This window comes from Dehalococcoides mccartyi CG5 (genome assembly GCF_000830885.1).
Taxonomy (GTDB): domain Bacteria; phylum Chloroflexota; class Dehalococcoidia; order Dehalococcoidales; family Dehalococcoidaceae; genus Dehalococcoides; species Dehalococcoides mccartyi_B.
The window spans coordinates 769,462-790,102 of record NZ_CP006951.1 but is presented as its reverse complement, the minus strand read 5'-3'; the positions used below and the strand labels follow the sequence as shown (position 1 = coordinate 790,102).

The 20,641-nt window shown below is 46.4% G+C and carries 21 protein-coding genes; 13 read left to right on the top strand and 8 right to left on the bottom strand.

The features are described from left to right. Positions 1-146: 146 nt before the first annotated feature. From nusA to X794_RS04135, 10 genes are all read left to right on the top strand, one after another. Positions 147-1,622, top strand: a complete 1,476-nt coding sequence (gene nusA, locus X794_RS04175; RefSeq protein ID WP_011309426.1) for a transcription termination factor NusA — start codon at positions 147-149, stop codon at positions 1,620-1,622. Beyond that, positions 1,612-1,911 carry an RNase P modulator RnpM gene (gene rnpM, locus X794_RS04170; protein WP_228384715.1) on the top strand — a complete coding sequence of 100 codons (300 nt, stop codon included), beginning with the start codon at positions 1,612-1,614 and terminating at the stop codon, positions 1,909-1,911. The genes nusA and rnpM overlap by 11 nt, the downstream gene beginning before the upstream one ends. Beyond that, positions 1,892-3,673 (top strand): translation initiation factor IF-2, encoded by a 1,782-nt coding sequence (infB, locus tag X794_RS04165; RefSeq protein WP_011309424.1) that lies wholly within the window; start codon positions 1,892-1,894, stop codon positions 3,671-3,673. The genes rnpM and infB overlap by 20 nt, the downstream gene beginning before the upstream one ends. Beyond that, positions 3,673-4,029, top strand: coding sequence for a 30S ribosome-binding factor RbfA (rbfA, locus tag X794_RS04160; protein ID WP_011309423.1), 357 nt, complete (start codon positions 3,673-3,675; stop codon positions 4,027-4,029). Before infB ends, rbfA begins: the two co-directional genes overlap by 1 nt. Positions 4,030-4,031: 2 nt before the next feature. Further along, positions 4,032-4,934, top strand: a complete 903-nt coding sequence (gene truB, locus X794_RS04155) for a tRNA pseudouridine(55) synthase TruB (RefSeq protein WP_034376467.1) — start codon at positions 4,032-4,034, stop codon at positions 4,932-4,934. Positions 4,935-4,980: 46 nt separating this feature from the next. Next, the gene (locus X794_RS07435; RefSeq protein ID WP_011309421.1) at positions 4,981-5,154 is read left to right on the top strand and encodes a DUF5679 domain-containing protein; all 174 of its coding nucleotides are present in this window, start codon (positions 4,981-4,983) and stop codon (positions 5,152-5,154) included. Between the two features lie 143 nt (positions 5,155-5,297). After that, positions 5,298-6,410: an inositol-3-phosphate synthase gene (locus X794_RS04150; RefSeq protein ID WP_034376469.1), complete on the top strand. Its 1,113-nt coding sequence runs from the start codon at positions 5,298-5,300 to the stop codon at positions 6,408-6,410. 44 nt (positions 6,411-6,454) lie between these two features. Next, positions 6,455-7,603 carry a glycosyltransferase family 4 protein gene (locus tag X794_RS04145; protein WP_012984344.1) on the top strand — a complete coding sequence of 383 codons (1,149 nt, stop codon included), beginning with the start codon at positions 6,455-6,457 and terminating at the stop codon, positions 7,601-7,603. A gap of 45 nt (positions 7,604-7,648) precedes the next feature. Next, the gene (locus tag X794_RS04140; protein ID WP_015407819.1) at positions 7,649-8,230 is read left to right on the top strand and encodes a CDP-alcohol phosphatidyltransferase family protein; all 582 of its coding nucleotides are present in this window, start codon (positions 7,649-7,651) and stop codon (positions 8,228-8,230) included. 105 nt (positions 8,231-8,335) lie between these two features. Beyond that, positions 8,336-9,607, top strand: coding sequence for an adenylosuccinate synthase (locus X794_RS04135; RefSeq protein ID WP_011309417.1), 1,272 nt, complete (start codon positions 8,336-8,338; stop codon positions 9,605-9,607). Positions 9,608-9,726: 119 nt separating this feature from the next. On the opposite strand, the gene X794_RS04130 is transcribed toward X794_RS04135, so the two are convergent. From X794_RS04130 to rpsO, 7 genes are read right to left on the bottom strand one after another with little or no spacing between them, the layout of a single operon-like run. Beyond that, a complete protein-coding gene (locus X794_RS04130; protein WP_034376472.1) occupies positions 9,727-10,356 on the bottom strand; it encodes a GNAT family N-acetyltransferase in 630 nt (209 codons plus the stop codon). After that, positions 10,316-10,981, bottom strand: coding sequence for a GNAT family N-acetyltransferase (locus tag X794_RS04125; protein WP_034376474.1), 666 nt, complete (start codon positions 10,979-10,981; stop codon positions 10,316-10,318). The genes X794_RS04130 and X794_RS04125 overlap by 41 nt, the downstream gene beginning before the upstream one ends. A 1-nt stretch (position 10,982) precedes the next feature. After that, positions 10,983-11,876, bottom strand: coding sequence for a 4-hydroxy-tetrahydrodipicolinate synthase (gene dapA / locus X794_RS04120; RefSeq protein ID WP_011309414.1), 894 nt, complete (start codon positions 11,874-11,876; stop codon positions 10,983-10,985). A 2-nt stretch (positions 11,877-11,878) separates the two neighbouring features. Further along, the gene (locus tag X794_RS04115; protein WP_011309413.1) at positions 11,879-12,895 is read right to left on the bottom strand and encodes an aspartate-semialdehyde dehydrogenase; all 1,017 of its coding nucleotides are present in this window, start codon (positions 12,893-12,895) and stop codon (positions 11,879-11,881) included. A gap of 10 nt (positions 12,896-12,905) precedes the next feature. Continuing rightward, positions 12,906-13,697, bottom strand: a complete 792-nt coding sequence (gene dapB / locus X794_RS04110; RefSeq protein ID WP_034376479.1) for a 4-hydroxy-tetrahydrodipicolinate reductase — start codon at positions 13,695-13,697, stop codon at positions 12,906-12,908. Positions 13,698-13,713: 16 nt separating this feature from the next. Further along, positions 13,714-15,876 (bottom strand): polyribonucleotide nucleotidyltransferase, encoded by a 2,163-nt coding sequence (locus X794_RS04105; RefSeq protein WP_011309411.1) that lies wholly within the window; start codon positions 15,874-15,876, stop codon positions 13,714-13,716. 41 nt (positions 15,877-15,917) lie between these two features. Next, positions 15,918-16,187 (bottom strand): 30S ribosomal protein S15, encoded by a 270-nt coding sequence (gene rpsO / locus X794_RS04100; protein ID WP_052471054.1) that lies wholly within the window; start codon positions 16,185-16,187, stop codon positions 15,918-15,920. A gap of 178 nt (positions 16,188-16,365) precedes the next feature. On the opposite strand from rpsO, the gene X794_RS04095 reads away from it, so the two are divergent. From X794_RS04095 to X794_RS04085, 3 genes are all read left to right on the top strand, one after another. After that, positions 16,366-16,656 carry a DUF503 domain-containing protein gene (locus tag X794_RS04095; RefSeq protein WP_011309409.1) on the top strand — a complete coding sequence of 97 codons (291 nt, stop codon included), beginning with the start codon at positions 16,366-16,368 and terminating at the stop codon, positions 16,654-16,656. Positions 16,657-16,667: 11 nt separating this feature from the next. Beyond that, positions 16,668-18,962 (top strand): DEAD/DEAH box helicase, encoded by a 2,295-nt coding sequence (locus tag X794_RS04090; protein WP_011309408.1) that lies wholly within the window; start codon positions 16,668-16,670, stop codon positions 18,960-18,962. 70 nt (positions 18,963-19,032) lie between these two features. Further along, the gene (locus tag X794_RS04085) at positions 19,033-19,815 is read left to right on the top strand and encodes a prolipoprotein diacylglyceryl transferase (protein ID WP_011309407.1); all 783 of its coding nucleotides are present in this window, start codon (positions 19,033-19,035) and stop codon (positions 19,813-19,815) included. A 179-nt stretch (positions 19,816-19,994) separates the two neighbouring features. Here the strand turns inward: X794_RS04085 and X794_RS04080 are convergent, their stop codons facing one another. Beyond that, positions 19,995-20,627 carry a glycerol-3-phosphate acyltransferase gene (locus X794_RS04080; RefSeq protein ID WP_011309406.1) on the bottom strand — a complete coding sequence of 211 codons (633 nt, stop codon included), beginning with the start codon at positions 20,625-20,627 and terminating at the stop codon, positions 19,995-19,997. Positions 20,628-20,641: the final 14 nt, after the last annotated feature.

Below are 20,641 nucleotides of genomic sequence, written 5' to 3'. Positions count from 1 at the left end.
ATATTTAACTGGTTTTAAGGCCTTGTATGTTGCCAATATATAGGGTTTGTGTTATACTACTGCAAAAGCTAAATCGCGTTGTTGAGGTGGGTTCAAACCCACTTTTTTGTTGTATCGGGATAAACTGAGGAGGATACAGAACCGAGATGAAAAGCGACTTTTTGCTCGCTATCACCCAGCTCTCGGCAGAAAAGAATCTGCCAAAAGAAGTAGTACTTGCTACCGTTGAGTCGGCATTGGTATCGGCTTATCGTAAAGAGAGCTTTGCTCCAAACCAGAATATCACGGTGAAGATAGACCAGCTTACCGGCAAAGTAAAAGTCATGGCCGAAAAGCAAGTAGTTGAAAAAGTGATAGATAGCCGCCAGGAAATGCGTTTGCTTGAGGCCAAAAGGCTCAAAGCTGACGCCAAGATAGGTGACTTGATGATGGTTGAAGATACTCCGGCTGATGCCGGGCGCATTGCCGCCCAAACAGCCAAACAGGTTATTCTCCAGCGTCTGCATGAGGCTGAAAACACCGCTATTTTTGATGAATATGCCTCCAAGGCGGGAGATACTCTGGTTGGTGTGGTACAGCGTATAGAACCCAAACAAATTACGGTGGATATCGGCCGAGTAGAGGCTATAATGCCTGCTAATGAACAGGCCTATGGCGAAAGGTATCGTGCCGGACAGAGGATAAAGGTTTACGTGGTGGACGTGGCAAAAACAGCCAAAGGGCCTTCAGTTATTGTCTCACGTTCTCATCCCGGTCTGGTACGCCGTTTATTTGAAATGGAAGTTCCTGAAGTTTTTAATCAGCTGGTAGAGATAAAGGCTGTTGCCCGCGAGGCAGGCTCACGCTCTAAAGTGGCTGTAGGTGCCCTTCAACCCGGAATTGACCCGGTGGGTTGTTGTGTGGGTTTACGTGGTATTCGTATCCAGAATATTGTCAGCGAGTTAAACGGCGAAAAGATAGATGTGGTTGCATGGAGTAGCGAAATAGCTTCTTTTATTGCCAATTCACTCAGCCCTGCCCAGGTGACCAAGGTTATCCTGAATGAAGCTGAAAGATCTGCCATTGTGGTCATACCTGACCGCCAGCTTAGTTTAGGTATCGGTAAAGAGGGTCAGAATGTACGTCTGGCAGTTAAGCTGACTGGTTGGCGGATTGACATAAAGAGTGCTTCTGATGAAGATGTTGAACGGGCTGAAGTGGCAGCCCGCCAGCAAGAAGAAATTTCAAAGTCCAAAATAACTGAAAAAGTTGTTGAAAAACAACCTGTAATAGCAGCTGTTTCAAAGACCGAAACCGTACCTGTTGAAAAGGTGTTACCTGCCGATACAATAATAGAACCTGTGGCTAAAGAAACACCTGCGAAGGCTGAATCTGTGCCCGAAGAGCAGGGTGTGGTAGTGCCTTTGAATGTGCTTGATAAAGCGGCCGGGGGTGATTCGGTCAAACTGCGTTTTGCCGAAGACTTGCTTCCCAGACGTGAAGTTGTCATTGACGATAAGAACAAAAGCAAGAACAAGAAAAAGACTGTCAAAGGTAAAGATACCGCTGAAGATGGTATCAAGCTTAAGGGCAAAAAACGGCGGAATGTAACGGAATATGAATCAGAGGAAATTGACTTCTAAATTTGTGCCCATGCGGACCTGTATCGCCTGCCGTACCGAGAAAGCTAAAGCAGACCTTGTGCGGCTGGTGAGAACAGAAGATAATGACGTAAGGGTAGACCATAGCGGTCGTCTGGAAGGACGAGGTGCTTACTTGTGCAGAGATATGGCCTGCTGGGAATCCGGTTTAAAAGGCAGTTATATTACCCATGCTTTAAAGATTGCCATAACACCGGAAAATTGCGAAGAACTGTTAAAATATGGGCGCGAAGTGTGTGAGGTGAAAGAAAATGGTAGAGAAGACAAGTAAACCAAGCGCCAAAACTGAAGTTGCACCTCCGGTCAAGATTATTGAACTTGGGGCAGCGGTATCGGTAAAAGAACTGGCTGATAGCCTGGAAACAAACCCTGTCGAAGTTATCAAAGCCCTGATGCGTAAAGGCATTATGGCTAATATAAATCAGGTTATAGATTTTGATATAGCCAAAGGTGTGATAGAGGCGGCTGGTTTTGAGGCCAAGCTTAAGATTCTGAAAAAGAGTGCCGCTAAAAAAGCTTCACCTGCCAAAGAAAAACTGAGCAACTTCCCTCTTCGCCCGCCGGTAGTAACGATAATGGGTCATGTAGACCATGGTAAAACCCGTTTGCTTGATGCCATACGCTCTACTAACGTCATGGAAAAAGAAGTAGGCGGTATTACCCAGCATATTGGTGCTTATCAGGTGGAAATAAAGGGCCATAAGATAACTTTTCTGGATACCCCCGGTCACGAAGCTTTTACTGCCATGCGTGCCAGAGGTGCTCAGGCTACCGATATTACTATTCTGGTAGTTGCTGCTGATGATGGTGTTATGCCCCAGACTCTGGAAGCCTTGGATCATGCCAAGGCGGCCGGTGTTCCCATTATTTTAGCTATAAACAAGATGGATAAACCCGAAGCCAATCCTGACAGGGTTAAACAACAGCTGGCTGAAGTCGGGCTGGTGGTGGAGGAGTGGGGCGGTGACACGCTGGCAATCCCGACATCTGCCCGTGAAAACAAAGGCATTAACGAACTGCTGGAAGCAGTTTTGCTTATAGCAGAACTTGAAGATCTAAGAGCTGATCCCAATCAACCTGCCAGCGGTGTAGTTATTGAGGCTGAAATGGATAAAACCAAAGGCCCGATGGCTACAGTACTGGTGCAAAGCGGTACCCTTAAACTGGGTGATACTGTGGTTGCCGGCAATACTTGGGGGCGGGTCAAAGCTATGTTTAACGATGTGGGCAAACGCATCAAAAAGGCTGAACCTTCCACTCCGGTAGCTCTGTTGGGTATGGAGAGTGTGCCTCAGGTGGGTGATAAGATTATAGCTGTGGCCACTGAAAAGCAGGCCCGGGATATGGTTAATGAAAATAGCCAGAGCACCCGTAAAACAAACGCAGTCAGCCTTACTAATGTTTATGATCAGGTTAGCCAAGGTAACATAAAGGAACTTAACATAATACTCAAGACCGATGTTCAGGGCAGTCTTGAGCCCATTAAAGATTCTTTAGAAAAACTTAGCACTGACAAGATAAAGATAAATATTAATCGCAGCGGCGCCGGTAACGTTACCGAGAGTGACGTTATGCTGGCTATGGCTTCAGGCGGTTTGATTATCGGCTTTAGCACCGGTATAGAAACTAATGCCCAGCGTTTGGCTGATGCCGAAGACATTGATATTCGGCATTATGATATTATCTACAAGCTGATAGAAGATGTGGACAAGGCCCTGCAAGGTTTGCTTGAACCTACCATCAAAGAAGTTATTGACGGCCGGGCCGAAGTGCGGGCAGTCTTTGAAAGCACCAAAAAGCTCTCTATTGCCGGTTGTATGGTACTGGAAGGCAAACTGGTAAAGAACTCTCAGGTAAGGCTTCTGCGGGGTGGTGAAGTCATAGTAGACGCCCCCAGCAACAGTCTTCGCCGCTTTAAGGAAGATGTTAAAGAAGTAGTGGCCGGCTATGAATGCGGCGTAGGCCTGAAAGATTTCAATGAGTTCCAGAAGAGTGATATTTTAGAATTTTATCACAAGGAAAAATCACGATAATGTCACGGCGAATAAAGAAACTTAACCAGCTGTTCAGGGCGGATATAAGCGCCCTCCTGCAAAAAGAGATTCGTGACCCGCGTCTGGACACGCTGTTGTCTGTAAATGAAGTAGACATATCTGAAGATATGCGCCATGCCAATGTGTATGTGAGCCATCTGGCAGGTGATGAACACAAAGATGAAATACTGGCCGCTTTGAATGCAGCGGCCGGATTTTTCCGTACTGAAATAGCCAAAAAGACTGATATACGCTATATGCCGGTTTTCCATTTTGTATGGGACATTACCATTGAAAGGGGTGTTCGCCTGAATACCCTTATAGACCAGGTCATTCACCACCAGCCTGAAGATTAGCCATGGACGGCATCCTGAATATCAACAAACCTTTCGGGATAACCTCGTTTGATGTAGTTGCAAAAGTCAGGCGTATTTATTCCCAAAAAAGGGTAGGGCATGGGGGTACTCTTGACCCGTATGCAACCGGAGTAATTCCGGTGTTTTTGGGAAGATCTACCCGTCTTATAGAGTATCTTTCCTCCGTCAGCAAGACATATCTGGCTGAAATAGAGCTGGGAGTGGAGACGGATAGCTATGACAGCGAAGGCGAAATCACTTTCCGCAAAACCTGTGACTATGTTACCCGTGAAATGATATATAAAACTTTGATGGATTTTCAGGGTGAGATAATCCAAATTCCCCCTATGTATAGTGCCGTAAAACACCGCGGGATGCGTCTTTACAATCTGGCAAGGCAAGGGATAGAGGTTGAAAGAATTCCCCGGGTAGCCACAATTTATGGCATTGAACTGCTTAACTACACTTCACCGGTACTGCGTGTACGGATAGAATGCGGACACGGCACATATATTCGTTCTCTGGCCTTTGACTTGGGTAGAAAACTGGGTTGCGGGGCGTATCTGAAATCTCTGGTAAGAGAGGCATATGGCCAGTTTAATCTGGCAAACTCTCTGGATTTTGCTGACCTTGAGGCCGCAAAATGTGACGTGAAACTGGCAGGTATTCTCCTCCCGCTGGAGACAGCCATAGGGCATCTGCCAAGAGTTTCCCTTGATGAAGAGAATATAACCCGCTTGGTAAATGGTCTGGAGATAACACTGGATAGGATTGACAAACCTGAGGCTGTGGCCGTATACAATGCTGAAAACAGTTTCGTTGCTATAATCCAGCCGGAGACTGACGGTACTTGGCATCCGGCTAAAGTCTTCATAAGACAAAGCCCGAAACCGGATGCAAATTAGCTTAAAATTATACTTGTAATGCTTGACAATACGCCTATAATAGTAGATGATATATTCCAAAATACCCGAAAGGAGACCGGCCATGGTACAGGCTTATTGTGTCAAGGATCGCAAGAAGATTGACGTCAAAGATGCCAAGAGAGTTACTCTGAAAAATGGTCGCGGAGCCTGGCAAGGTACCTGCCCAGTTTGTGGCGGGAAGGTTTTTAGGATAGGCTAAGTTACTTAGTTTGTCTTTAAAGGTGGCTTTAAAAACGCCCGTATGGGCTTAAAGATGGTATCAAATTATTCAGAGGTTATCTTCTGAAGGGTTAATGACGTTTCAGGATAGCCTCTTCTGTTGGAAGGAGAGAACGGAAAAAATTGGGTAAAATCAACGTTGCCATTATCGGTGTTGGTAACTGTGCTTCGTCCTTAGTACAGGGTGTTCACTATTACCGGAAAGCAAAGGACACTGAATTCGTTCCAGGTCTGATGCATGTTAATCTTGGCGGTTATCACGTTAGCGACATTAACTTTACTGCTGCCTTTGATATTGACAAGAACAAAGTCGGCAAAGACCTTAGTGAAGCTATTTTTACCAAGCCTAACAATACCTTCAAATTCACTGACGTGCCCGAAATGGGTATCAAGGTTGAGCGCGGCATGACCCATGACGGTCTGGGCAAGTATCTTTCCCAGATTATTCAGAAGGCTCCTGGCTCTACTGCTGATATTGTGAAAATCCTCAAAGAAACCAAAACAGACGTTGTTATCAACTATCTGCCCGTTGGTTCAGAGGAAGCCACCAAATGGTATGTGGAACAGATTTTGGAAGCCGGTTGCGGTATGGTTAACTGCATACCGGTATTTATTGCCCGTGAAAAGTACTGGCAGCAGCGTTTTGTAACTGCCGGTGTACCTATTATCGGCGATGATATCAAGTCACAGGTGGGTGCTACTATTACCCACCGCGTACTGACCAGACTTTTCTGTGACCGGGGTGTTAAGCTGGAAAAGACTTATCAGCTGAACTTCGGCGGTAACACTGACTTCCTGAATATGCTTGAACGCGAACGGCTGGAATCCAAGAAAATTTCCAAGACCAATGCTGTTACTTCACAGCTTGACTACAAGCTGGATCCCGACTGTGTCCATGTAGGTCCCAGTGATTACGTGCCGTGGCTTGAAGACCGCAAGTTCTGCCATATCCGCATGGAAGGCCGAACCTTCGGTGATGTTCCTTTGAATCTGGAAATGAAGCTGGAAGTTTGGGACAGCCCTAACTCTGCCGGTGTAGTTATTGACGCTGTTCGTTGCTGTAAGTTGGCCATGGATAATGGCATGTCTGGTTCACTGAACGAACCCTCTTCATATTTCATGAAGTCACCTCCGGTTCAGTATACCGATGATGCCGCGCATCTTATGACCGCTGAGTTCATTAAAAAGACTTCTGCCAAAAAAGTGGCGGGGCTTGAGAAGAAGGCAGAGAAATAACCCGAACTTCCTTAGTGATACTATAGGTTAGTTGGCGGTTAACAGTGAAAATAGCTTTAGTATGTCCTTATGATTTTGCTTATCCGGGTGGCGTAGTTAACCACGTTAACTCGCTTTATAAAGAACTTAAAATGCTGGGGCATGATGTTCGCATCATTGCCCCAGCATCAAAGTCTCTGGCGGAATACGGCACGGATTTTATTCAAGTCGGCAAGCCCCGCCCCTTAGCTACCTCTGGAACAGTTGTTCGTATCAGCCTTTCGGTCAATCTAAAAAACCGCATAAAGAGAGTTCTGGCCGAAGAAAAGTTTGATGTTATCCATCTGCATGAGCCATTTATGATAATGCTATGCAGTGCTATGCTCAGATTCTCCAAAACCTGTAATGTGGCTACCTTCCATGCCAGTCAGGGGAAACCCGGTTATAATCTGGGGTGGCCTTTTACCCGAATCTTCCTGCGGCGGCGGAGACGAAACCTTCATGGTCATATGGCGGTTTCAAATGCGGCTTTGCGTTTTGCCTCCAAATATATACCCGGTGAATATACCATTGTGCCAAACGGTATAGATCTGGATTTATACCATACAGAAGTGCAGCCTTTTTCAGAATATATAGATGACAAGCTTAATATCCTTTTTGTGGGGCGAATGGAAAGCCGCAAGGGATTGGGCTATCTTATTGATGCTTACGCCCAGATTAAGCCCCTGTGCCCCCAGACAAGGCTTCTGATAGTAGGGCCGGGTACACCCCGGCAAATTAGCCATTATCGCAATATGGTAAAAAGACACGGACTTTCTGATGTGGTATTTGTAGGCGGGGTTTCCTGTCATGATTTACCGCGTTACTATAAGACAGCCCATATTTACTGTTCTCCGGCTACCGGTCAGGAAAGTTTCGGCATTGTACTTTTGGAGGCTATGGCTTTGGGCGTGCCTATTGTTGCTTCGCGAATTGAAGGATACCAGTGTGTGCTGACGGATAACAAAGAGGGGCTTTTCGTTCCTCCTAAAAATGCTGATGAACTGGCAAAAACCTTGATAAAACTCATAACCCACCCTGATATGCGATCTGAGCTGAGTGCCGAAGGATTAAAGACAGTCCAGCAATATAGCTGGAAAAGGGTTGCTAAAAAAGTAGAAGAGTACTACCATTTGGTGTTAAGTAAAAATCACCACGGGCCGGAAGGTAAATAGTTAGACTATTGCCTTTAGGTCAGGGCAGAAAAGAGTCTGAATAAAATGTCTGGTATGGCAAGTTGGCGTAAAGAAATTGCCCTTAAAATTACAAACCCCGTCATAAATCTTTTAGCTAAAACCGGTCTTACCCCAAATATGGTTACGATAATCGGTTTTGTTATTACTCTGGTGGCGGCTGTAATCATAGTTAATGGGAACCTGCTTTTAGCGGGAATAGTTATGTTGCTGGCAGGTGTATTTGACATGCTGGACGGGGCACTTGCCCGCCGGACCGGCAGGGTTACCCGCTTCGGGGCAGTGCTTGATTCTACTTTAGACAGGGTCTCGGAAGCTGCAATTCTTATCGGGGTATGCGCTTTTTATTCCCAAAACGGGCAGACAACTGAGGTAGTGCTGGCGGTAATTACCCTCACACTTTCTTTGCTGGTCAGTTATATACGGGCTAGAGCCGAAGCCATGGGGCTTGAAGGAAAAGAAGGATTTTTTACCAGACCTGAACGGGTGGTTGCACTGGCTATAGGCATGATGCTGAATATACTCGTTCCAGTATTGGTCTTGGTAAGTGTTCTCAGTTTGATAACTGTTATTCAACGGCTTGCAAATGTTTACCGACAGACCAAATGATAGTGACTTTATCAGCCTAATCTGTTAAACTTTATCGGTTTCCCCTCGGCAACTAGTAGTTGGGTGAGGGGATAAAATATGTTTAAAGCCGAAATTGGGGGAGTTATGCCTGTTACAGCAATAGTTGGTGGACAGTGGGGAGATGAAGGTAAGGGTAAAGTTGTAGATATGCTGGCCCAGGAGGCTGATTACGTAGTACGCTTTTCCGGCGGTGATAATGCCGGTCATACTGTTATAAACCCTATGGGTGAGTTTAAACTTCATATCATTCCTTCAGGTGTTTTTTATCCCGGTGTAAAATGCATTATCGGTAACGGGGTGGTTATAAACCCTGATGTATTTATCCGCGAACGCAATGAGCTTATCAGCCGCGGTGTAAATGTGAGCAACGTTTTTATCAGTGACCGTGCGCATCTGGTTTTGCCCTACCATATACTACTAGACGGGCTTGAAGAAGAGGCCAGAGGCAATAAATCACTGGGGACTACCCGAAGGGGCATAGGGCCTGCCTTCGTGGATAAATATGCCCGTATGGGCATACGGGTGGGTGATTTGCTGTTGCCTGAGTACCTGCGTGAACGGCTGGAGTATGTGCTGGAGTGCAAAAACCAGATACTTACCAAAGTCTATGATGCGGCCCCCATTTCTCTGGATGAGATTTATGAAACCTGCCTTAAATGGGGTAAAGAACTAGCCCCTAATATAAGAGAAACTACCCATATTATTGAAGAGGCTATCAGCCAAGACAAAAAGATAATAATGGAAGGCGCTCAGGGAGCTTTGCTTGACCCTGATTTCGGTACTTACCCTTACGGAACTTCCAGTTCGCCTTTGGCGGCTGGCGGTTGTTTGGGGATAGGTATCGGACCGGCTTCAGTCAGTGCCACACTGGGTGTTTTCAAAGCTTATAGTACCAGAGTTGGCGGAGGCCCAATGCCCACCGAGCTTCTGGATAAAACAGGAGATACCATACGTAATGAAGCCCATGAATATGGTACAACTACAGGGCGTCCCAGACGGATAGGTTGGTTTGATGCGGTGGCAGGGCGGTTCAGCTGCCAGATAAACGGTATGACTACCGCCATAATGACCCGTTTGGATATTATGGATATTCTGCCCAAAATATCTATTTGTACGGCTTATGAGCTTAATGGCAAGATAATAAAATATTTCCCTGCAAATTCGGGTGAGCTTGCCAAATGCAAGCCTATTTATGAGGAGATGCCCGGCTGGCTTTGTTCTACCAAAGAAGTTAGAAATTACGATGACCTGCCGGAGGCAGCAAAAGCCTATATTTGCCGCATTGAAAAGCTTATCGGCTGCCAGATGAGTGCCGTTTGTATCGGCCCTTCTCGCGAACAAACTATATATAAATAGACATGTTGTTGGTCAGAATATAAAGAGGGGGTTTTAAAGCCCCCTCTTTATATTCTGATTTTACGTTTTATATATTCGGTATGCCGGTTTTACGGCTTAAATGGCTGAACTGCAAATACTTAGGATACTTTACGGTCCGGGTTTTTCAGCATGCCATATATGGTTTGGCTGGTACCTGTAATCACCTGACTGGCTAGCAGTTTGAAACCCAGATGCTCATACATGGATACATTTTGAGAACTTTGAGTTTCCAGATAACACGGTATACCGGTTTCGTTCATAAAGTCCAGCATGGGGCGTACCAGATGTCCGGCTATTCCGTTGCCCTGATATTCGGGGTCAACCGCCAAAAGCGCCAAATGAAAGTATATAGCCGGGGCATGTTTATTGCGTAGTGTCTGACTGATTTTATCTACTCTAGACATTTCAGTCAGAAGAGGCAGTTGGTTTCGTACCTGAAATAAGTAAAACAAGTGCCTGAGACGCTGGTTAAATGTTTTGCGGACATTATTCGGTTCCCAAAGGGCTATTCCCTCAAGATTGGCGGAACTGGCATATGCCTGCCCGCTATCCATACCGGTTTTTAAAATATATTCAAAAATCTGGTAAAGAGCATCTATCCTCGCTTCTTCTTTAGAAATTTCCTGCATTACAGGGTCATCATGGAAAGCACGGGCACAGACTCCGGCGGCTTTGGGTATATCTGATTTATTCAGCTTGTAGAGATATTGAAGAGGAATTTCCTCCATGGTAGTCCTTTCTGATTTTTCTGAGCATGGCATGAAGTGAGATATTGCTTAAGGGCAAATTAAATTGGCCTATTTCTTCATACCCCCAGCGGCGGTACATATTTACATTCTGCAAGTTTTGGGTTTCAAGGTAAGATGTTACATTACTCCGGTCTAGTTCCGCCAGAATAGGGCGGATAACTTTGCTGGCGAATCCCTGCATACGGTATTTAGGAGCTACAGCCAGCAAGGCAAGGTATTTGTTACTAAAAGGGTACAGCTGGTCTCTCATTTTGTCACACAGGTTGTTTAGTTGCATATCCCTCTGGAAGTAATTAAAACCGCACCACAGGTTTTTCAAGGGAAAACCGCAACTGATAAGTTGCCAGAGGGATATACGAACCGGAGTATCAAACCAAATGGAAACCGCTTCCATATCGGGTGAGGAAGCATATGCCTGCCCGTATTTTATGCCCAGTGCGGCATAATACTCAAAAACTATCGGTAACCGCTTAGCTTTTTGGATATCTCCCTGCAGAAGATATACAGTGAGCGGATCATCCCTGAAAGCCTCGGCAGCTACCCTTGCAAGATGTTTTATGTCCGTTTTTTCCAAACGGTATAGACCATTGTCGGACTGTATCATTTTATTTTATGGGCAGGTCAATAGTATAGCCCCTAAGGCTTTCGCGTATAAGGGCAGCAGTTTTCTCATCTGCTTCGGTCATGGGCAGTCTCAGCCCGCCCACTTCAAACCCCAGATAATTCAGGGCATATTTGATAGGTATGGGGTTGGATACTACAAAGAGTGAGCGTATCAGCGGCGTCAGGTGGCGGTGGATAGCAGCCGCATGCTCCGTATTGCCTGAGACAAAGCTGGTTATCATGTCTTTTATCTGGTTGCCTACCAGATGTGATGCTACCGAGATTACCCCGTAAGAACCCATTGCCAGCATGGGCAGGGTATCACTATCATTTCCGCTCCAGACGGTAAAATCAGGGCGGACATTGTTTATTATTTGGGCGATATCATCCAGTTTGCCGCTGGCTTCTTTGATACCCACAATATTGGGTATCTGGCTCAAGCGGATTACTGTTTCCGGGTTCATATGGGTAATAGTCCGTGAGGGTACATTGTAAAGTATGCAGGGAAGCTTGGTAGCCTCTGCAATGGTCTTGAAATGGAGATACAAACCCTCTTGGGTAGGCTTGTTATAATAGGGCACTACCAGCAAACAGGCATCTACCCCTATCTTTTCGGCTTTGAGAGTGTTTTCCAATGCTTCCTGAGTGCTATTGGCACCCGTACCGGCAATAACCTTGCCCCTGTTGCCGACAGCCGATTTTACGGCTGCAAACAGGGCGTGTTCTTCTTCCCAGGTAACGGTGGGAGATTCACCTGTGGTGCCAACTACTACCAGCCCGTCACTGCCTGAATCTAACAGCCCCAGAGCCAGTTTCTGAGCCTGAGCATAATCTACTGTCCCGTCTGTTTTAAACGGGGTTACCATGGCGGTAATAAGTCTGCCTAATTCTTTCATTTCTAACCTCCTATCATGCCGCGGTTAACCAGTTCTTCGGCAATCTGGACTGCATTTAGAGCAGCACCTTTTCTGACGTTATCAGCCACTACCCACATAACCAAACCATTGGGACTAGATATATCTTTACGTATCCGCCCCACAAAGACCTCGTCTGTGCCGGTGGCCAACCACGGGTGGGGATAGAGTTTGACAGCAGTTTCGTCCAGTACTTTGATGCCGGGTGACCGCAGGAGTATATCGCGTGCCTGCTCCGGTTCCATGGGGCGTTCAAATTCTACAGTAATAGCTTCCGAATGGCCGGTAAAGACCGGCACCCTGACGCAGGTAGCCGAAACTTGTATATTGTCCGCATGCATAATCTTGCGGGTTTCTTCCAGCATTTTCCATTCTTCCTTGGTGTAACCGCTGTCCAGAAAGACATCAATCTCCGGCAGGACATTAAAAGCAATCTGGTGGGAATATACATGTGCAACCGCTTTTTGACCGTCAAGCAGCTGGCGGGTTTGGGTTCGAAGCTCGTCCACTGCGTTTATGCCTGTACCGGAAACGGCCTGAAAAGTAGTTACCACAATACGTTTAATCGGGTTTACCTGATGCAGGGGGTACAGGGCAACAACCATCTGAATTGTGGAACAGTTGGGGTTGGCAATTATCCCTTTATGCTTGGTAATGTCTTCAATATTTACCTCAGGCACTACCAGCGGTACTTTAGGATCCATACGGAATGCGGCACTGTTGTCTACCACTATGGCTTTGTGCTGGGCAGCAATAGGGGCAAAATGGCGGGAAATATCCGCGCCGGCAGAAAACAAGGCAATATCTACATCGTTAAATGAGTCATAGGCAGTTTCTTTGACCTCTATTGCCTCGCCTTTTACAGTTATTATCTTGCCCGCAGAGCGGTCAGACGCCAGGAGTGAAACGGAATCCATAGGAAAATCCCGTTTTTCCAGTACTTTTATAAATTCCTGACCTACCATTCCGGTAGCACCTACTATGGCCACTCTGTAACCCATGGACTGCCTCCTAAAGCTTAAGCAGTTTGTCCAGACCAAAAACAAAACCTTTGGTATGGACTATTTCTTTTATCGCCAGTAAAACACCCGGCATATAGCATTCACGGCTAAAGGCATCATGCCTAATAGTCAGTGTTTGACCGGCCGCACCAAAAATAACTTCCTGATGTGCCAGCAGACCCGGCAGGCGTACACTATGTACTCGTATGCCATCGTGTTCCTGTCCGCGGGCATCTGTAAGATTTTCCTTGGGTGGTTTGTTAAAAGCTTCACCCCTGGCTTCCAGCATGGACGCTACTGTGACCAGAGCGGTGCCGGAAGGTGAGTCCAGTTTCTTATCATGATGCAGTTCTATCACCTCAGCACTGGAAAGGAAGCGCGAAGCAACCTGTGCCAAATGAACCATTATTATAGCACCAAGGGCAAAGTTGGGTGCAAGTATAATTCCAATATCATTGGTTTTGGCTAACTGTTCAATTTCAGATATTTCCTCAGGTGAAAAGCCGGTAGTGCCTATGACCAGATTAACCTTGTGGGCGGCGGCAATACGGACGGCAGGCATGGAAGCCTTGGCAACAGTAAAATCTACCATTACGTCAGGCTTGGTCTGCGAAAGAATGGAAGAAAGGTCTGCCGAGTAGGGGATAGAACCGCTGCCATCCGGCAGAGCCATGGCAGGGTTTTCCGCCCGTATATCCACTGCTCCCACCGGATGAAAGTTATTTTCCTGGCACAGGGTCTTTAAGACCTCCTGGCCCATTTTGCCTGAGGCACCGTGAACTACAACCTTTATAGGTGTCATAGCGCCTCCTAATATATTATGAGTTAGACCGGTCAGAAGGGCGGAAAGGACCGGGACGACGCGGCTGAGAATCACGGTTGCGTGAAATGGGTACAGCGTTCGGGTTGAGAATAACCCTGTGTGACAGGTTTACCCTGCCCTGGTTATCAATCTCTATAACCTTAACCGTTATATCATCACCCACCTTGACTATATCTTCCACTTTTTCAACTCTATGGTCGGCCAGTTCGCTTATGTGTACCATGCCTTCTTTTCCGGGCAGGATTTCAACAAAAGCACCGAAGGTCATTATACGGGTGACCTTACCGGTATAAATACTGCCGGCTTCGATGTCTTTAGTCAGGTCTTCAATTATCTTGATGGCCTTTTTAGCCGAAGCCTCGTCAGTAGCACCAATAACCACTGTGCCGTCATTTTCAATGTCAACGGTAGTATTGGTTTGCTCAATAATAGAGCGGATAGTTTTGCCGCCGCTGCCGATAACACTGCCAATCTTGGAGGGGTCAATATTTATCTTGTACATTCTGGGGGCATAAGGGCTAAGCTCTGTTTTAGGCTGGGCAAGAGCTTTGTCCATTACGTCCAGTATGTTATAGCGGGCTTCTTTTGCCTGGTATATGGCATCACGGATAATATCAAAACTGATACCCTTGACCTTCATATCCACCTGTATGGCGGTTATGCCGTCACGGGTACCGGCAACTTTAAAGTCCATATCGCCGTAGTTATCTTCGATGCCTTCAATATCAGTAATGGTGCAGTAGGTATCATTTTCACCGGTAATAAGGCCGATGGAGATTCCTGCGACAGCTTTTTTGACCGGTACGCCTGCATCCATAAGTGACAGGCTGGACGAACAGACACTGCCCATAGAGGTAGAGCCTGATGAGCCAACCACGTCAGCTACCAGACGAATGGTATAGGGGAATTCTTCCGGAGTGGGCAGGACAGGCACTAAGGCACGTTCGGCCAAAGCGCCATGACCGATTTCACGCCGTCCGGGAGAACCGGAACGTTTTACTTCACCGGTAGAGAAGGGGGCAAAGTTGTAGTGAAGCATAAAACGCTTGGTATCTTCGGCACTTAAGCCATCCAGCTGTTGGGATTCCTGTAAAGAACCAAGGGTGGTTATAGCCATGACCTGGGTATCACCGCGGGTGAATAAAGCAGAGCCATGGACGCGGGGCAAAAGCCCTGTTTCAGCATCCAGCTGGCGAAGCTGTTTGATACCCCGTCCGTTTACCCGGATATCCTTCTCAAGTATAGTAGAGCGGATAGCTTTCTTGATTTCTTTGTCATAAGCGGCCAGGATATCACCTTCGGCGAATGTTTCTGATAAAGCCGCAACCAGTTCAGCCTGAAGGCCTTCAACCGCATTTTCACGGGCGGTTTTATCTTGGTGGCTAAGGGCTTCATTTACCCGTCCTTTTACAAAAGCGGCAACAGCCGTTTTGACTTCTTCGGGTATTTCAAGCACCGGCACGGGTAGCTTTTCTTTGCCGAGCTTGGCACGGATTTCATCCTGGAGGTCAATAAGCTCTTGATTTGCCTTATGGGCAAACTCAATAGCGTTAATCATAATGTCTTCAGGAATTTCTTTGGAACCGGCTTCAATCATCACCACCGCTTTGCGGGTGCTGACTACCACCAGATCCAGCTGGCTTGATTCCAACTGGGCAAAAGTGGGATTAAGCACAAATTCACCGTTTATATATCCAATACGGCTGGCTCCGACCGGACCTTCATATGGTATTTCAGACATGGCCAGAACTGTGGAAGCACCCACTACGCCCCAGATATCAGCGTCATTTTCCTTGTCTGAAGCAATTACGGTAATAATAATCTGAAGATCATTGCGCCACTCTTTGGGGAGAAGAGGGCGAAGAGGTCTGTCAGTCAGTCGCCCAGCCAAAATAGCCTGTTCACTGGGGCGGCCTTCACGGCGGATAAACCCGCCGGGGATTTTGCCGGCGGCATACATCCGCTCTTCGTAATCTATAGTCAGGGGGAGAAAATCTACCCCTTCGCGAGGTTTCTTGGCAGAACAAAGTGTTACCAGTAATTCAGTATCCGCATAGCGGATAGTAATCGCGGCATCTGCAAGACGGGCAAGTTTCCCGCTCTCAATAACAAGTTTCCTGCCGCCGATAGTTCGTTCAAATGAGTTGGCAGTTATCAATAACGTAATCTCCTTACGGGGTTATTTGCCTTTGGCAAAAACTATTTTCTAAGGCCAAGATTGGCAATAAGCTCCTGATAACCGGCCCCATTGCTGTTGCGCATGTATGAAAGCAAGCGGCGGCGGCGGCCAACCAGAGTAAGCAGGCTTCTCTTGGTATGAAAATCGTGTTTATTGGCTATCATATGGGTGGTTAACTGGTGGATACGGGCAGTGAGCAAAGCTACCTGCACTTCAGTAGAGCCAGTATCGGATTCGCTCTTCTTGAATTCATTAATGATCAGAGATTTTTCCTGTTTGTCCAAACTTATTCCCCTTATATTATTCTACTTAATTCAAAGTCAAAATTATATCACAGCGTGGCTATATTGTAAAACAAATGCACTATATTTAGGTATAATATACCACATTTCGGCAAGCATTTACTTGACGTAATATAGTGGGCAGGGTATATTCATTTGAGAGCCTTGTAAAAAGGAGTTCTTTAGCTTGCACTCAGGTATACTCAGATTATGGCTGGATCTGCCAGAAAACACCTCTCTGAAGGGTAAACGCCAGCTTGTTCAACCCCTGATCAGGCAGTTGCGAAGCCGTTTTAATATTTCCGTAGCCGAAGTAGAAGAGATGGATAGCTGGAAGACGGCGGTTATAGGTATAAGCTGCATAAGTAACAGTGCCATAGTAGCCGACCAGTTACTAAATAAAGCTTTGGCTTTTGTAACCGATGGCGGATTTGATGTGGTTATCCGTGATTTTGAGATTGAAATAATGGCAGTTTAAGGTGATATCTCTTGGAAACTACCGAGTTTTTGGCCTATATTGCATCTCTGCCTGATTATCAGGAGCAGATAGCCCACATTGAACGCTTGCCATACCGCCCGGCGGAATATGCTAAACCAGATGCCCCGCTTTTACCCCAGATAGATGCCCGCCTTAGGAAAAAACGAATTTTGCCGTTATATACCCACCAGGCAACCGCAGTAAATCTTTGCCGGCAGGGTAAAAACATAATTGTGGCTACCCCGGCGGCCAGCGGCAAAAGTTTGTGCTATAACCTGCCGGTACTTGAAAAACTGGTATCGGACCCGAATGCCAGAGCCCTATATCTTTACCCCACAAAGGCTTTGGCGCAGGACCAGTTGCGAAGCCTGAAATCATTTGCGGTGCCATCGCTGCTTTTGGCTGAAGAGATGGATGTGTATGACGGTGATACCCCGAACCGTAACCGTTCGGATATCCGTTTGCAGGCAAGGATTATACTTTCCAACCCGGATATGCTTCATGTGTCCATATTGCCGTCCCACCAGAAATGGAGCCGTTTTTTACGTCATCTGGAATATGTGGTTATAGACGAAGCCCACATCTACCGTGGGGTATTTGGTTCGCATCTGGCAAATATCATAAGGCGGCTTCGGCGTATTTGCAGTTACTATGGCAGTTCACCGAAGTTTATTCTCAGTTCAGCTACTATTGCCAGTCCCGGCACTCACGCCCAAAGTTTGACCGGACTGCCTTTTTCAGTGGTGGATAATGACGGTGCTCCCAGAGCAGAAAAGGATTTTATTTTTTGGAATCCGCCTATTATTGACCCCGCTAACGGGATGCGTCATAGTGCCAACTCGGAGTCCGCGTTTCTTTTAAGTGAGTTGGTCAGCCACGAAATCCGCACGCTGGATTTTGCTCGTACTAAACGGCTTACCGAGCTTATTTATAAATATTCGCGTGACCGCCTGATAGCCATAAAACCCGAATTTGCCGACCTTATCAAGCCATATCGGGGAGGATATACTGCCGAAGACCGCCGCAAAATAGAAAAAGAACTTTTCTCAGGTAAATTGCTGGGGGCGGTTTCCACCAATGCACTGGAACTGGGGGTGGATATCGGTGACCTTGGGGCTAGCATACTGACCGGTTTTCCGGGCAGTATTTCCAGCACTTTCCAGCAGGCGGGGCGCAGCGGCAGAAGGTGCGGCCACTCTCTTTCATTTTTGCTGGGGCTGGATAACCCGCTTGACCAGTACTATATGAATAACCCTGAAAGGTTGTTTAACAGCGGTTTTGAAAGTACTTTTATAAATCCTGAAAATCCGTATATATATAAAGCCCACCTGTTATGTGCTGCTTGGGAAATGCCCTTAAATGAATCCGAAACAGATATTTTCGGAGAAAATCTGGCTGAAGAACTGGAAATACTCTCCGAAGAAAGAGTACTTAACAAGCGGCGGGGCAATTATTATATATCAGCAGATATTTCTTATCCTGCCAGAGATGTCAGTATCCGTTCAGCTTCGGGCAAGGATTTTTGTCTGGTAGATGCGCAGAGCGGACAAATTATTGAAACGCTGGACTACCAAACAGCCTTTCTGCAGACCTATCCGGGGGCAGTTTACCTGCATCAGGGTGAAAGCTATCTGGTAAGCAGTTTTGATCTGAATTCACAGGTAGCCTTGCTGGAGAAGAAAAAACTGGAATACTATACGGTTACCCATGACCTTACCGAAATAAGTATACGTGAAGTGTTGAAAAACAAACTGGTGGGGGATATCAGTGTATATCTGGGCAAAGTAGACGTTACTCTAACGGTAACAGGTTACAGACGCAAAGCCCAGTTTACCGAGCAGATATTGAGTGAAGAGCAGCTGGATTTGCCGCCTCAAACCTTTCCCACTATAGCGGTTTGGTTTAAACTGCCGGCTGAAACAGTCCGTATTATGGAAAAATATAAAATGGATTTTCACGGGGCTATCCACGCTGCCGAACATGCCCTTATTGGGCTTTTGCCTTTGTTTGCCTTGTGTGACCGCAGTGATATCGGGGGTGTTTCCACCCCCCTTCACCCGGATACGGGTACTTCGGCAATATTCATCTATGACGGGCATCCCGGCGGGGTGGGCATTGCCGAAAAAGGGTACGAGATTATTGACCAGCTTTGGGAAACTGCCCGTAACCTTATTGATAAATGTACCTGCGTAGATGGCTGCCCCAGCTGTGTCCAGTCCCCCAAATGCGGAAATAACAATAAACCGCTGGATAAAAACGGGGCAAAAACAGTGCTGGAAAGATGCCTTGGCAAAACCTGTTTGTGATGACGAATTTGTTAAGGTATAATTTTAATTAGGTCACGCCTCTTTTTAAATTGAAACAGGACAGGTAATTATGTTTGAAATAAATGTAGACCCGGTAGCCTTCAGCATAGGTTCGCTGGTGGTTAAGTGGTATGGCATCATGATGGCACTGGGTGTGGTGGCACTGGTTTCATGGATATTCTGGCGGATTAAACGCGGGGCGAATATTTCGTATGATACCGTGCTGACTGCGGCTATTATCGCTATTCCTTCCGGCATTGTCTTTGCAAAGCTTCTGCATGTTATAGATGCTTGGGAATATTACAGCCTTAATCCCGGAGCTATATTTAGCGGCGAAGGTCTGACCATATTCGGAGCTATTATAGGTGCCACAATAGGCCTGTGGATTTACAGTAGATATTCTCACTTCAATCTGGGTTATTTGCTGGATGTGGCTGTACCCGGCATACTGCTGGGGCAGGCTATAGGCAGAGTGGGATGTTTGCTGAATGGTTGCTGTTACGGGGAATTTGGTGGTACTGGTTGCAGCGTAATTTATACCAACCCCGCCACGGCCGCCCCTTACGGGGTGGAGGTAGCACCTACCCAAGCTTATGAAATTATCTTTTTGTTGTGTCTTCTTACCTTCAGTTTGTTCATCGCCAAGAAATTGCGGCCTGACGGCCAGCTTTTCCTGCTTTATATCAGCCTGTATGCCGCATGGAGAGTTGCTATTGGTTTTGTACGGGTGAATGATGATTTTGCTTTAGGTCTGGAACAGGCTCAGGTAGTGGGTCTGATACTTATGGCCGTAGCCGTTCCGCTTTTTATTTACCGCCTTAGAAAGCAAAAACAAACGGATAAAATAACTTAAACCGAGGCATTCGGGGTAACCCAAGTCTAAACTGCTTTGATAAATTAACCTTGCAGATTTGATTGAAATGCGTCTGCAAGGTTTTTATTACTCTTGGTATTATCTTCGCTTTTTCAGAATATTCATTAATAAAAGCGGAATATTCTTCATTTGCTTCAGCTGTCTTGTGGAAGACTAAACTAAAGTCTCTCTTTAAGGTTTCTGCGAAAGATAGCCCGCTTGGCATTGCCGGAGCCGGCCTTGTTTTTTATCTCTTTCATGCGGGGTATGTACATGAGTATGGGTATCATAACTACCAGTAGGGAGAAAAGTACTTTGCCCATATCATGTTGCCCCAGCCATGCCACCAGTATAAAGCTGATAAAAGAGATGCCGTAACTCAGGGTGGGGAAACGGGTAATAGCCATCAGGATAAGAAAACAGGCTATATATATGGGAATGCCCTCAGGCATCATGTAGGCTAGAATACCGATAGCGGTTGCTCCACCCTTGCCGCCCTTGAATTTAAGCCAGACAGGGTAATTGTGCCCTGCAATGGCCATCAGAGCACATAGCATCTGGATACCCAATCCTTCACCCAGCCAGTTGGCAACAGCCATAGCCAGAGCACCTTTGCCGATATCCGTTGTCAGTACCAGAATACCCGGCCAGAAACCCACATTATAAAAAACGTTCATAGAGCCCATGTTTTTTGAGCCTACGGTGCGGATATCTATTTTTTTAAAAATCCGTCCTGCCAGATACGGGGCAGGCGTAGAGCCGATAAAATATGCGGCAATGAGTGCAATTATAACCATTATCAAGCTGTTCATTTGCTCACCTTTTT